Origin of the sequence: Pseudomonas moraviensis, from assembly GCF_900105805.1 — a bacterium.
Lineage (GTDB): Bacteria > Pseudomonadota > Gammaproteobacteria > Pseudomonadales > Pseudomonadaceae > Aquipseudomonas > Aquipseudomonas moraviensis_A.
The window spans coordinates 1,558,925-1,573,254 of sequence record NZ_LT629788.1 but is presented as its reverse complement, the minus strand read 5'-3'; the positions used below and the strand labels follow the sequence as shown (position 1 = coordinate 1,573,254).

Annotated in this window: 9 protein-coding genes; 5 read left to right on the top strand and 4 right to left on the bottom strand. The window is 58.4% G+C overall.

Annotation, left to right across the window (positions count from 1 at the left end; translation table 11 throughout):
* Positions 1-24 precede the first annotated feature (24 nt).
* From BLU71_RS07420 to BLU71_RS07405, 4 genes are read right to left on the bottom strand one after another with little or no spacing between them, the layout of a single operon-like run.
* The gene (locus tag BLU71_RS07420) at positions 25-1,239 is read right to left on the bottom strand and encodes a hybrid sensor histidine kinase/response regulator (RefSeq protein ID WP_065616290.1); all 1,215 of its coding nucleotides are present in this window, start codon (positions 1,237-1,239) and stop codon (positions 25-27) included.
* Positions 1,233-1,826 (bottom strand): chemotaxis protein CheB, encoded by a 594-nt coding sequence (locus BLU71_RS07415; RefSeq protein ID WP_083352699.1) that lies wholly within the window; start codon positions 1,824-1,826, stop codon positions 1,233-1,235. Before BLU71_RS07415 ends, BLU71_RS07420 begins: the two co-directional genes overlap by 7 nt.
* Positions 1,823-2,656 (bottom strand): CheR family methyltransferase, encoded by an 834-nt coding sequence (locus tag BLU71_RS07410; RefSeq protein ID WP_064362669.1) that lies wholly within the window; start codon positions 2,654-2,656, stop codon positions 1,823-1,825. The genes BLU71_RS07415 and BLU71_RS07410 overlap by 4 nt, the downstream gene beginning before the upstream one ends.
* Complete coding sequence (locus tag BLU71_RS07405; RefSeq protein ID WP_064362672.1) at positions 2,656-6,129, bottom strand: response regulator; 3,474 nt, start codon at positions 6,127-6,129, stop codon at positions 2,656-2,658. Before BLU71_RS07405 ends, BLU71_RS07410 begins: the two co-directional genes overlap by 1 nt.
* A 264-nt stretch (positions 6,130-6,393) precedes the next feature.
* Between BLU71_RS07405 and BLU71_RS07400 the strand changes: the two genes are divergently transcribed.
* From BLU71_RS07400 to BLU71_RS07380, 5 genes are all read left to right on the top strand, one after another.
* Positions 6,394-6,759: a response regulator gene (locus tag BLU71_RS07400; protein ID WP_083352698.1), complete on the top strand. Its 366-nt coding sequence runs from the start codon at positions 6,394-6,396 to the stop codon at positions 6,757-6,759.
* Between the two features lie 161 nt (positions 6,760-6,920).
* On the top strand, positions 6,921-10,844 hold the full coding sequence (locus BLU71_RS07395; protein WP_083352697.1) for a hypothetical protein: 3,924 nt from the start codon (positions 6,921-6,923) through the stop codon (positions 10,842-10,844).
* 91 nt (positions 10,845-10,935) lie between these two features.
* Positions 10,936-12,237 carry a glycosyltransferase gene (locus BLU71_RS07390; RefSeq protein ID WP_083352696.1) on the top strand — a complete coding sequence of 434 codons (1,302 nt, stop codon included), beginning with the start codon at positions 10,936-10,938 and terminating at the stop codon, positions 12,235-12,237.
* A 115-nt stretch (positions 12,238-12,352) separates the two neighbouring features.
* Positions 12,353-13,225 (top strand): phospholipase, encoded by an 873-nt coding sequence (locus tag BLU71_RS07385; protein ID WP_064362680.1) that lies wholly within the window; start codon positions 12,353-12,355, stop codon positions 13,223-13,225.
* Between the two features lie 78 nt (positions 13,226-13,303).
* Positions 13,304-14,209 carry an AraC family transcriptional regulator gene (locus tag BLU71_RS07380; protein WP_064362681.1) on the top strand — a complete coding sequence of 302 codons (906 nt, stop codon included), beginning with the start codon at positions 13,304-13,306 and terminating at the stop codon, positions 14,207-14,209.
* The last annotated feature ends 121 nt before the right edge of the window (positions 14,210-14,330 follow it).

Below are 14,330 nucleotides of genomic sequence, written 5' to 3'. Positions count from 1 at the left end.
ATAGCTGCTGATACGACCGTGTGGTCACTCAGAGGTTGCGTCGGATATGCCGTTTTCCTGGATCGGCAGACAAACGCGAAACAGGGCGCCCTCGTTGATTTCACTCTCGACGACGATGGAGCCGCCATGGGCGGCGACGATCTGCTCGGAAATGAACAGACCCAGCCCGAGCCCGGCCACCACCGTCTTGGCGGACACCCGTTCGAACTGCTGAAAAATACGCTTCTGATTCTCGGCGCTGATACCGATGCCGTGGTCCTGAACTTCGACCCGTGCCTCTTCACCTTCGCGATAAACGCGCACCTGAATCGGGCTCCGCCCGCCATAACGCAAGGCATTGGTCAGCAGATTGGACACCACTTGCTCGATGCGGAACTCGTCCCAGCAACCTTCGACCGGCGCCGCCGCTTCGAAGGACACACTGGTTTCCGCCGCTTCCATTTGCGGGGCAAAGTTCTGTAGCAGATTGCTCACCAGTTGCACCAGATCGAAACGACTCGGGCGGATCGACAGTTTGCCGGTGCGGATCCGCGAGACATCGAGCATGTCTTCGATCAGGCGGATCAGGCTTTTGATCTGTCGCTCATCGCGGTCAACCATCGCCTGCATCTTGTCGAGGGTGAACGCCGAGGCGTTGTCCCGGGCCAGGTGCATCTTGCGCAGCTGGGTTTCGAGAATCAGGCCATTGAGTGGTGTGCGTACTTCGTGGGCAACGATGGACATGAAGTCATCGCGCATGCGCACCGCTTGCTCGAGCTCAAGCTGAGTGCTTTGCAGCTGTTGCAGCAGCGCTTCCTGCTCACGGCGGGCCTGCTCCAGCGCCTCGACCTGCTGCTTCATGGCTTTGCTCTGGCGATACAGATCGACGAAAACGTTGACCTTGCTCTTCACCGCGTGGATATCCAGCGGCTTGTGCAGGAAGTCCACCGCACCGCTTTCGTAGCCTTTGAACGCGTAGTTCAATTCACGGCCGGCGGCGCTGACGAAAATGATCGGGATGTTCTTGGTCTTCTCGGTGCCACGCATCAACTCGGCCAGTTCGAAGCCATTCATGCCGGGCATCTGCACGTCGAGAATGGCCATGGCGAATTCGTGTTGCAGCAGCAGCGACAGCGCTTCGTCCGCCGACAGAGCCTTGTAGACCGTGCGATCCTCGCGCTTGATCAGCGCTTCCAGCGCCAACAGGTTTTCTGGCAGATCGTCGACGATCAACAGTTTGGCTTGGATATTACTCAGCATGCGATTCGTTCCAGCTCGACTAGCAGACGGCCGATGCCGTGAATGGGTAGGACATGATCCGGCTGCAGAACGTTCAGTGCAGCCTGGGGCATGGTGGCGACTTGTGCATCCTTGGGATCTTGAACAATGCTCAGGCCGCCGCAGCGCTTGACGCAGGCCAACCCGAGCGCGCCATCCTGATTGGCGCCGGTCAGCAGTATGGCGGCGAGTGTCGGGCCGTAAACGTCGGCGGCGGACTCGAACAGGTAATCGATTGAAGGCCGCGAATGGTGCACGCGATCCTCGAGACTCAGCGACAGGCTGCGATCCGCTTCGATCGACAAGTGATAACCGGGCGTGGCGAAGTACACCGTGCCGGCTTCGATATCCTGCTTGTCTTCGGCTTCTCTGACCGGCATCGCCAGGCGCCGGGAAAACACTTCAGCCAGATGACTGCGGCGCTCTTCCGGCAGATGCAGGACGATGATGATCGGCAGCACATAGCCTTTGCGCAGCGGCCCGAGCAGGGTCAGCAAGGCTTCGACACCGCCTGCGGAGGCGCCGATCACGACAGCCTCGATGCGAGGCAGGCTCGGGGTGTCGTTCATAGTTTGCGGTAGATCCGTTCTTGTTTGACCAACGCCTCGAACTGGTTCGAGTAGTTGGAAAAATCCAGGGTTTCCTTGCTGCCCAGCACCAGAAAGCCGCGATGCGACAGCGATTCATGAAACAGCCCGAACGCCCGGTCCTGCAGCTTCTTGTTGAAGTAGATCAGCACGTTGCGGCAAGAGATCAACTGGGTTTCGGAAAACACGCTGTCGGTCGCCAGGCTGTGGTCGGCGAACGTCACGTTCTCGCACAGGCTCTTGTCGAAAATCGCGTAGCCATAGGCTGCCGTGTAGTAATCGGCAAAGGAGCGCTGGCCGCCCGCCTGCTGGTAATTGGCGGTGTAGGCGCGGACATTTTCCATGGAGAAAATCCCTTGCTTGGCCTTTTCCAGCGAGCGCGGATTGATGTCGGTGGCGTAGATGATCGTGCGGTCGAGCAGGCCTTCTTCGCGCAGCAGAATCGCCATCGAGTAGACCTCCTCGCCCGTGCTGCAGCCGGCGATCCAGATCTTCAGCGACGGATAGGTACGCAGCAGCGGCACCACTTCGTTGCGGATCGCCAGAAAGTGCGAGGGATCGCGGAACATCTCGCTGACCGGGATCGTCAGCAGTTGCAGCAGTTGCATGAACGCCGTCGGGTCGTGCAGGACTTTCTCCTGCAGGGCCGAGATGGTCGCGCATTCGAACTGACTCAGCGCGTGCTGCACCCGGCGCTTGATCGAAGCGCCGGAGTAGTCGCGAAAGTCATAGCTGTATTTCAGGTAAATCGCCTCGATCAACAAGCGTAATTCGATTTCGCTGTTGCGCTCGGCTGAACTGCTGCGTTCCACTAGATGCGTTCCATTTTCGGTAACCACACACGTATCAGCGAGAACAGACGATCCAGGTCGATGGGCTTGGCCAGGTAATCGTTGGCGCCTGCCTGCAGGCAGCGCTCCTGATCGTCCTTCATGGCCTTGGCCGTCACCGCGATGATCGGCAGCTTGCGCCAGCGCGGATCCTTGCGGATTTCCATGGTGGCTTCGAAGCCATCCATTTCCGGCATCATCACGTCCATCAGCACCAGGTCGATGTCCTCGACTTCGTGAAGTTTCTCGATCGCTTCGCGGCCATTACGGCCGATCACCACGACCGCGCCCTTGTGTTCCAGTGCGCTGGTCAGGGCGAAGATGTTGCGCACATCGTCGTCCACCAGCAGCACTTTGCGACCTTCGAAGACCTTGTCGCGGCTGCGCGCGGTCTTGAGCATCTTCTGCCGTTCATGGGACAGCTGCGATTCGACTTTGTGCAGAAAGAGTGTGACCTCGTCCAGCAGCCGCTCCGGCGAGCGCGCGCCCTTGATGATGATCGAACGCGAATACTTGCGCAGTTCGGCCTCTTCATCGCGGGTCAGGTTGCGTCCGGTGTAGACAATGACCGGCGGGAACGAGCAGATGTCCTCGGTGGACATGCGCTTGAGTAGATCGTTGCCGAGCATGTCCGGCAGCTTCAGGTCGATGACCATGCAGTCGTAGATGGTCGTGCGCAGCAGCTCCAGCGCGTCCTGTGCCAGACCGACCGCGGTGATTTCGATGTCTTCATCGCCGATCAGCCGCGCGATGCTTTCGCGTTGCAGATCGTCATCCTCGACCAACAGCACGCGCTTGACCTTCTGCGTCAGCTTGGCTTCGAGACGGGCGAACACGTCCTTGAGCTCTTCGCGGGTGGTCGGCTTCACCGCGTAGCCGATGGCGCCCATGTGCATGGCGGCCTCGACGCGGTCTTCAACGGAAATCACATGCACCGGAATGTGCCGGGTTTCAGCGCGTTCCTTCAGGCGTTGCAGCACGGTGAGGCCAGAGTGATCCGGCAGGCGCATGTCGAGCAGGATCGCATCCGGCACGAACTCGCGGGCCAGGTCGTAGCCTTCGTCGGCGCCGTGGGCAACCAGGCACATGTAGCCCAACTCATGGGCCAGGTCATAGAGGATACGAGCGAAATTCGGCTCGTCTTCCACCACCAGAATGCAGCGGGTGGCGAACGGCGCCTTGTTGCGGTCATCGGCGAAGCGCGGGATGACCGCCGGAATTGCCGATGCCACCGGCGCCGCAACGGCAAGCGGTGTCGGCGTCGCAGGTGCCGGGTGGAAGGTCAGCGGCGCCGCCGGCGAGTCACCGAATTCGTGGTACTGACGCGGCAACACCAGGGTGAATGTACTGCCCTGCCCCGGTACGCTGTCGACGCTGATCGAACCGCCCAGCAGTGTCGCCAGATCCCGCGAGATCGACAGGCCCAGACCGGTGCCGCCGTACTTGCGGTTGGTGGTGCCATCCGCCTGACGGAACGCCTCGAAGATACTTTCCTGCTGATCGGCGGCGATGCCGATCCCGGAATCCTTTACGCTGAAGGCAATGTGGTCGTTCGGCTGCGCGGTGATGGTCAGACTGACTGCGCCGTGTTCGGTGAACTTGATCGCGTTGGACAGCAGGTTCTTGATGACCTGTTCCAGGCGCTGGCGGTCGGTGAACAGCAAGGCTGGCGCGTCCGGCTGAACCTCGACGCTGAAGGCCAGTTTCTTATCGGCGGCCAACGGCTCGAACATCGAGCGCAAGCCGTCGACCAGACGATCGACGCGGGTGTTTTCGGCCAGCACTTCGAGCTTGCCGGCCTCGACCTTGGAAATATCCAGAATGTCGTTGATCAGGTTGAGCAGATCGTTGCCGGCCGAATAGATCGATTCGGCAAACTTGACCTGTTCCGCCGACAGATTCTGCTGCGGGTTTTCCGCCAGCAGCTTGGCCAGAATCAGCGAACTGTTCAGCGGCGTGCGCAGTTCGTGGGACATGTTGGCAAGGAACTCGGATTTGTACTTGCTCGAGCGTTGCAGCTCTTCGGCACGCTCTTCGAGCTGGATCTGCGCCTGATTCAGTTCGGTATTTTTCTTGTCCATCGCATCGCGCTGTTCGGCGAGCTGCTCGTTGGTCTGCTCCAGCTCCACCTGCTGGGTTTCCAGATGCGCCTGGGATTCCTTGAGAATCCGCGACTGCTCTTCCAGCTCTTCGTTGGCAGTCTTCAGCTCTTCCTGCTGCACTTGCAGCTCTTCATTGAGCTGCTGGGTTTCGGCCAACACTTCCTGCAAACGTTGACGGTAGCGTGCTGCTTCGATCGAGGTGCCGATGTTGCCGGCAATCAGCTCCAGCAGCTCGATGTCGCGCTCGCTCAGCGGACGCAGGAAACCCAGTTCGATCACACCGTTGACCCGGTCGTCATCGCTGGTCGGCACCACCAGCACACTGTGCGGCAGGCCGGCGCCGAGGCCGGAGCTGACTTTGAAATAGTCGGCCGGGACCGAATCGAGACGGATCAAGCGTGCTTGTTCTGCGACCTGGCCGACGATGCCCTCGCCACTGTAAATCGTTTGATTCAGCTCTTCCTGCTCGCGGGAGAAGCCGTAAGTAGCGACGCGCTTGAGGCCGCCATGCTCTTCGCGCACATAGAGAGCGGCGACGGCGGTGCCGAGGTATTGCGCACAGAATTGCAGGATGTTGCGCCCCAGCAGATTGAGCGTCAGTTGCCCCAGCACCTGCTCGGCCAATTGTGTCTGGCCGTTGCGCAGCCACGCCTGTTTCTCCAGGCGCTCGGCGCTGGCCTGTTGCGCAGCGAGGTTGGCGCTGTAATTGGTCGAGAGATTGACCAGGTCCCGTCGACCGATGTAAGCCAGCAACCCGCTGATACCAACGATGAAGATCAGGTAAAGCGTGATGCTCCAGATCGTGGTGCGGCGCACGTCTTCATTGCGTGTGGCACGCAGCACCTGCTCGGTCTCGATGACGTCTTCGAACTGCTTGCGAATTTCATCGGTCAGGCGCTTGCCCCGCCCGGCCTTGACCGCACCGCGATAATCGCCGCTGCTGCGCTGCAGATCGATCATCGACTGCGCGTAATTGGCCCACTCCACCTGCAACGCCTGCAAACGCCGCAGACGATCGGTCTGCACCGGATTGTCGGCGGTCAGCTCCAGCAACGTATGGAGGGCGACATCGATACGCGGTTTGGCGATTTCATACGGGTCGAGGAAGTGCTCGTCACCGCTGAGCAGATAACCGCGCATGCCGGTTTCCAGATCGACAGTGAGTTTCACCGCCTCATTGGCGTTATTGATCACCCGGTCGGTGTGCTCGACCCATTGGATGACGGACAGCAAATAAGTGATCAGCGAGACGAAAAACACCGCACTGAGCACGCCGACGCCCAGCGGCAGGCTGACGTTGCGACTCAGGAGTTTGCGGAACCGTTGTTCATCAACCGAGGACGGAGAGGACATGGGGCAGCCTTGTCGAACTGTTGAAAACCCGAGAGTTTGCCCCAAAACCCTGGCATGGATCCATTTTTCTCACACATTTGATGGCATTTTCCTACGCACGCCTGCGCATTGGACGACGCCAACGGTTATCCTTGCCGCACCGCACGTACGTGTTCTTTTTTGTATCAGCCTGGGAACTTGTGGCTATGCGCCACTTACTCATGCAAGAGTCCGGCAATTTCGATCACCCGGTATCCCCCGATTTCATTTTTTGAGAGTCCCGCCATGTCTGCCAATGCCCCCACCATCCTTGTCGTAGAAGATGACAACATCGTGCGCATGCTCATCGTGGATGTGCTTGAGGAGCTGGGATTCACTGTGCTGGAGGCTGAAGACGGTAACGCGGCACTCAAGATTCTCGCGAAGGCTGGCGAGCAGATCGATTTGATGATGACCGACCATGGCCTGCCTGGCATGGATGGCCGCGAACTCGCTGACAGGGCGCGGGACCTGCGCCCTGCTCTGCCCATCCTGTTTGCCAGCGGTTATGCCGAAAATATTCCGGTGCCCGCCGACATGCATGCCATCGGCAAACCGTTTTCCATCGATCAATTGCGCGACAAAGTCAAAAGCATCCTGAAAAAATCCTGATAGTTGTTTCACTGGAAGCAACTTGTCATATCCGATAACACCCGGTAATCAACTATCACCGCCATTATCCGAGCTGCATCTCTATCCTGAATGAACTTTGGCCACGTTAATAAATAACGAATACCGCCAAGGAACTTTCCATATTCATTCAGGATAGAGCCATGCAGTTCATCTCATCCGACGTGCCTGCCGCCGTCGATCGCTCCGCATACAACAAACAGGAACGCGCCCTTATTGCCGGGGCGCTTGCCAAAGCTCTTGAAGCGAGTGAATTCAGTGTCTCTGCCGGTGATTACTCGGCAAGCGCCTCCCTGCCTTCCAGCAGCGTATTCAATGTGCAGGATCGTTTCATACCCAGGGTTATCGGCAGCAGTTTTGATGAACGCTGTGAGCCGGCACGCAATGCCTTTGAAACAATGATCGAGGCCCCCGAGTTTGCTCAGCTATTACGCAAACACTCGTATGCCGCTGATATCCAGCTAGGGGTTGACGCCAACGCCAGCATTTTCATTGTTTATGCTTCGGAGTTTGAATCCCATCGGTTCAGCGTTGCATTCGATAGCGCGCAAACGTCAATCTTTTCCGAAGAAGTCAACATGCTTGCCGATCTGGCAAAAAGCATTGGCGGGGTGGTTTATTCCGGCCAAGTGATCGGCATAGTGCAGTGGTTGAGTTTCCACGGTTATAACGTGCCGACCACTATTGGCGAGACCAGGTCATTGATCGAATGGCTGGCCTTCGAACTGCCCGAGCCACCCATCCTGGGCGATTACCACGAACTGCTCCACGCCGATCAATCCTCGCCGTTTCATTTATCGATCACAGACCGCCACGTCATCACCCATACCGTGCATGAGTTGACCCGAGGTGCGACTAGCCTGTTGCAGGCACTGGCGTTCGCCAACTTCAACCTGATCCCGGCGCCGGACATACGCGAGCACGCAGACAAGTTTCTGCAAAACTTCCTGCGTGGCAAGACCGCGCGCGCACTCGGAGCCACGTTGCATGAGCGGCTCGGCTGGCATCTGGAAGCCGATGACCCGGACGTCCGCGATCGCCAGCTCGACGAGTTGGTGCTGGCGGCGCTGATCGTCGACATGCAATTGCGCTCCGATCAACCCCTTGTCGCGGGTTATGACTTCTATCAGCCAGCGAATGCCGGACGAAGCGCCGCGCAAGTACGCGTCTTGTTCGAACAGCATCTGGTTGACCAGGGCCTGAGCGAAGCGCACAACGCCCCACTGGCAGCGCATCTGTTACTGGCGGGCGGAGCTCCGGAGCTGCTGATCGGACAGATCCCGCCCGGGCTGACGCTGGACAAGCCTGGCTGGGTAACTGTTCGCCAGACCGTCGCGGTCATCGAACACGCCGCCCCTGGCAGCACGCGCGCCATGACATTTGCGCAACTCAAGACGTTTTCCGAACTGACTCCGGCCTCCCCCGAGCTCGACAAGCTGTACGAAACGGCAGCGATCGCGGCGGTGGTGGACTGGGCGGTACTGACCGGGGTTATCCCCTACCGCAGTGCCAAGGACTACGACAAGGCAGCGGTGATCAAGGCCAGCGCGTATTTTTCGCGCTACATGGGAGCCCTTGCCCAATCTGAGACCGGGTTGTCCAGCGCGCCCCCCGACCGGCGCAAAATCGCCTTGCGGGCACTGGAGGAAGTGATGCCCGCCGGCCCCTATCTCGAACAGCAGGCCTTCGAAATAAAGTACCTGGACAGTTTCGGCGAACGAAGCTGGCTGGAAGGTCTCAAGGCTGCGCATCCAGCGGGAATCCTCAGCGAGTTCTGGGACTTCCTCGCCAGTGCCACTGACAACAACGAATACGCAATCAATGGTCTGCTGCGCATGCGCCTGTCGATTCTCGATCTGTATCTTTCCGGGGATCTGGTTGAGGACGGACAGCTGTCGGACAAATTCAAGACCCGCGATAACTTCCACCCCCCAGCCGATGCTTTCGCCCGCCTGGCCGAACTGCAATCGCCGTTGCCATTGTTTGAACAGGCGTTTGCTCGTTACTACCAGAATGTGCGCGAGGGCTTGTCGTCGCTGATCAAAATGGCGATCACGCAAATGCCGGAGCGCGATCGTCTCGCCTTGACCCGCGGAAAAATGACTCTTTACACCGTCAGGAAAGAAGTCAATCCACTCAATCCGAATCAGGAAACACAAATCCAGCGGGACGAAGCCAACGGGCGTTACGGGATCATTCTGTGCTGCACCCACGGCGATCAGGTCCGCGCCTACGAACTGTTCACGCTGCGCGGCCTCTGCTGCGAGCGTCCCGATCTGGCGGTCCGGTTGCAAGACAGCGGCCTGCTCAACCAGCGTCCGACCCTCTCGTATACCGGCAGCAAATACGATTTCCAGGACAAAAACAAAGCCAGCGAGTGGCCCTTGGATTACGCCGCCTACCGCGAGGGCAGCGAACCACGTCAGGGCGTGACATCCAGAGTGGTGGTTGAAAAGCTCTGGCAGTTGCAACTTGAAGCGACCGATGTGCGCGCGGTTCCGCTGTTCTTCTCAGCGCAACTGGATGAGATCGCCGAGTGCGTGCTGGACAACCATCCGGTTGCCCGCCGCGAAGAGCTGTATGCCGCTCTGGATGTACGCAACGGCCTGGAAGAATGGCGCGACACCAGGGAAACCGTCGAGAACCTGGCAGTCAATGTCATCGTGCCGTTCAAACAGTGCATTGAAGACATTCGTTCCGGACGCACCGATCGTGTGGCCGAAGGCATCGGTGGCTGCGTTCTGGACGGCCTGTCGGTCATCGGTCTGTTGGTCGGTCTTGGCGCGTCGGCAGCGAGCATCATCGCCAAGACCGGGTCGACCACCCTCAAACTGCTGAAGGTCGCCAAAGCCGTGGCCCGAGCGGCCGTATCGTTGATCAACCCGCTCGACGGCTTGCCCACCCTCGCCCGCAAGGGCTTGCGTCTGGTCAAGCGCGGAGTCGTATTTGCCGGGGAAAACGCGCTCGACGCCGCGCACAGCGCCGGCGTGCAATTGAGACGATTGATGCATGGCACTGAGGGTCGTGACTGGATCAAGCTTTCCCACACCCGCGATGTGCGTCAGGCGACCTGGCGAGGGGCCGACGCGCTTGGCGAGGCGATCGACATCGCAGTGCTCGAGCGCAACCACGATTGGCACGCGCTGAACATCCGCACCGGCGGCGCCTGGGGGCCGCGCCTGAAAATACTCGACCTCGGGAATTTCTCCCCGCTGCGGCGCCTGTTCGGCCGCTTCAAGCCGTTCAGTTACACCCGGGGCTATCTGAAAAAAGCCATTCCCCGTGCCCGGACCAAACTGGACAACGCCATCAGCGCGCTGTCGCAGCGGTCATCCAACGACGACATCAGCGCGGTGCTCAAGCATGTATTCGGCAACGATTCCGATGAAGTGGTCCAACATCTGTCAAAACACTTGAGCACCATGCGCACGGATCTCGAATCGATCAGCTTCAGTAACGTAACGTTCCGCCCCCATCAGCCGGACGTGATCGCCTCGCTGTCGCCTGCGGCGTACAAGCGCTGGAAGACGGCGCTGCGCACCGGCGAGAAAATCGACGAATCGGCCGTCAGGTTTCTGTCGATCTATCCGGACAATCTCAACGAGTTCTACAAGTCGTCACGCTACGACGTCGGTTGCGTCGCCGACGTTTTGATTCATGAGATGTCCCACGGTGGGCCGGACACCCTCGATCTGTATTACGGCAAGGTCTACCCCGAGTTGTATCACGCAGAATTCGATGCCGTCGGATTGCTCGAGCTGGCCCGTGATGCGCGCAAGGCACATCCGGACAACCTGATCAATCCACATCATGCAAGTGCGCACCGGGAGGGATTCGTCGAGTACGACCGGGTGAAGGCCAGTCTGCCGAAACTGGTGCAGAAACACCCTGCGCTGGCCAACGCCGAGTCCTACATGCTCGCGGTGTCCCTGCTCGATCAAGCGCAAACCCGTCCGGCCATCTTGAGCTTCAATATGAAGACCATCGATGAGGCCGTGAGGAACACCGCTGCTGGCAAGTTCCTGCAGGGGCCGCTGCTGCTCAATCTCGCCAAACCCGTCAGCTAAGCACTGAAACGGCCTGGCGGTGAACAGGGTGCAATCCGATCACCTCGCTGTGATTTAATTGCACCCTTTTCCATGGGTCAGAGGATCAGTCGTGAGCCATTCGCATAACACCAAAGTTCTGGTCATCGGCTACGTCTGGCCCGAGCCCCGATCCTCAGCGGCCAGCGGGCATGTCATGCAGATCCTCGAGACGTTCCTCGAGCAAGGATGGAAAGTCACCTTCAGCAGCCCGGCCGGCCCGGGTGAGCACAAGGCTGACCTGACAGCGATGGGCATTGAGGAAGTGCCGATTCAGCTCAACAACGGCAGTTTCGACGCGTTCATCAGCGCGCTGGCGCCGGATATCGTGTTGTTCGATCAGTTCATGATGGAAGAACAGTTTGGCTGGCGCGTGGAGAAACACTGTCCGGACGCCCTGCGTATCCTGGAAACTTCTGATCTGCAAAGCCTGCGTCATGCGCGTCATCAGCGCCTCAAGGACCGGCTGAAAAGCAACGACGAGCAGACTGATTTCACCGGGCTGTTTGCACCGGCATTGCACGAAGAATTCCAGTTGATGGCCGGCACCGATCTGGCCAAACGGGAAATCGCTGCGCTGTATCGGTGTGACTTGAATCTGATGATTTCCGAAGTCGAAATCGACTTGCTCGCAGGGCAATTCGGCCTGCCACGGCAAATCCTGCACTGGTGTCCGCTGATGATCGATCTTCCGGACACCGCCCTGCCAGGCTTCGCCGAACGCGCGCATTTCCTCAGCATTGGCAACTTCCGCCACGCGCCGAACTGGGACGCCGTGCTCTGGATGAAAACCACCCTGTGGCCGCTGATCCGCGCGCGGCTGCCTCGCGCGCAACTGCATGTCTATGGTGCCTATACGCCGCCCAAGGCCACAGCGCTGCACAATCCCGCGCAAGGCTTTCACATCATGGACTGGGCCGAAGATGCCCTCGAGGTGATGTCTGCAGCCCGAGTCTGCCTGGCACCGTTGCGCTTTGGCGCCGGCATCAAGGGCAAACTGCTTGATGCCATGCTGTGCGGCACGCCCAGTGTCACCACGCCGATTGGCGCCGAAGCCATGCATGGCGACACGCCGTGGCCGGGAGCCGTTGCCCTCGACGCGAACACCTTTGCCGAACAGGCCGTGCAACTACACGAAAACCCGCTGCGCTGGCAGCAAGCGCAGCTTGAGGCGTCGACACTTTTGCAGCAGCGTTATCAGCGCAGCGTGCACGGCCCTCGTCTGATCGACAGGATCAACGGTTGCCGACAAAACCTGGCACAACTTAGAAACAATAACTTTACTGGTGCCATGTTACGACACCACACACTGAAAAGTACCCAGTACATGGCTCAATGGATTGAGGCCAAGAACCAATTACATCCAGCGGATTGATAATTGCTCCAACTACATCACTTGCATTAAAAGCACACTTTCTCGACCCATTGAATATGCTTATAAACATCCTGCGCGCAACTTTTTCATTAACTTCATTCGCAGGATATGCAACATGGAAAACTTCGACAACATTCAAACCTATCAGTGGATGGCTGACGCTCCAGACATTGACAATCTTTCACTCTTCGAAATGACTTTGCCCGGTGCGCATAACGCCGGTTGTGACTGGGATGCCTCTTACGCGCTGATTCCCGGAAAAAACTGGCTTGCCTGTCAGGACGTTTCCTTTTATTCGCAGTTGAATCGCGGCGCTCGCGCACTCGACGTGCGCCTCGTTTACGACAACAAAGCAAACCAACTGGCCAAATTCCGTTTCCACCACAATGGATATACCTCTTCACGAACTCTCGAAGACCTTATACGGGACGTGAAGGGATTTTATGAAAGAAGTCCGGATGAGTTCATCATCCTCGACTTTCATGAACTTTCCGGCGCTAAAGATCCATTCAATCACGCGGAATTCAAAGCGGCGTTAGTGGAAAACCTTGGTGAGCGACTGATTCCCACCGACAATCTGCATCTGACGCTGGGCCAACTAAAAGCCATCAATCCGTTGCAACGCATCATGGTGGCCGCGCCGATGACCTGGGACACGCGGGACTATCGTTTCTACAGCCAGATCAATCACAAATGGATCGGTCAATCGCACGTCAGTACCTCGGATCTGCATGGCTATATCACCAACGTATTGAGCACAGCCATCAGTACGCTTCGCCCGTGGTCGCTGTCGGCAACCAGTTACACCCTCGGCGGCCCGCAGCGAATCCTCGACAGTCTCGACAGTTGGTTCGACCCGGCTCAGTCGGATTGGGCGCGCAAGTGCAACATCATCAATTTCGACTTCATCAAAAACTCGCACATCGTGCGTTTCTGCCAGATGGCCAACCTGCAAAAGGCTCGCGCCAAGCTCAACCAAGCGGCGTAAACGGGCGACCGTGCAGAAGTGGCACAAATGTCGAAAAACGAGGCATGATCGCGCAGCGATAATAAAAAAGTGCCCGTCATGACCCGAACCGCTCGCGTGACCGATCCTTCCTACGAGTTGATGGACGACCATAACGGTTTGTCCATCATCTATCGCCAGCACGGCTTCCCCTGCCCGCTGGTGCGCTGGCATTTTCACAAGGAATACGAACTGCACCTGATCGTCGCCAGTTCCGGCAAGGTGTTCATCGGCGACTACATCGGCAACTTCTATCCGGAAACCCTGTTTCTCACCGGGCCCAACCTGCCGCACAACTGGATCAGCCAGGTCGCCGAAGATGAAGTGGTCGAGAAACGCGACATGCTCGTCAACTTTACCGACGAATTATTCGAAAGCGGGCACCAGGTTTTCGCTGAACTGAAAAGTCTCGCGCCGCTGCTTGAGCGTGCGCAATACGGCATCGAGTTCCGCTGCAAACGCACGATCCGCCAGGCCATGACGCTGATGCAACGCATCGCCGACAGCAGCGGCATCACCCGCCTCGGGCACTTTTTCATCCTGATGGAACTGCTCGCGGCCAGTGACGACTTCCAGTTGCTGTCCGGCGCCACCACGCCGCAATTGGCCGACGAACACAATATCGACCGCACCAACCGTGCGGTCGATTACATCTTCAGTCACTACGCCCGAGATATTTCATTGGAAGAGGTGGCGGAGCACTTGGGCATGACGCCGACCTATTTCAGTCGAGTGTTCAAACAGGCCACCGGACGCAATTTCATCGAGTTCGTCAATCGCCTGCGCATCAGCAAATCCTGTGAACTGCTGGCCGACGGCGACAAACCGGTGACTGAGGTGTGCTTCGAGTCGGGCTTCAACAATATTTCCAACTTCAATCGGCGCTTTCAGCAGCTCAAGGGCATGACGCCTACGCACTATCGACGGCTGGCGGTGCAGCGCCTGACAGAACAAAACCACGGCTGATAAACAAAGCCCCTGTAGGAGTGAGCCTGCTCGCGATGGCGCTGAGTCAGCCAACACATTTGCAATGTGAAACACCGCTATCGCGAGCAGGCTCACTCCTACAGGGGCTGTGTTGGCATCA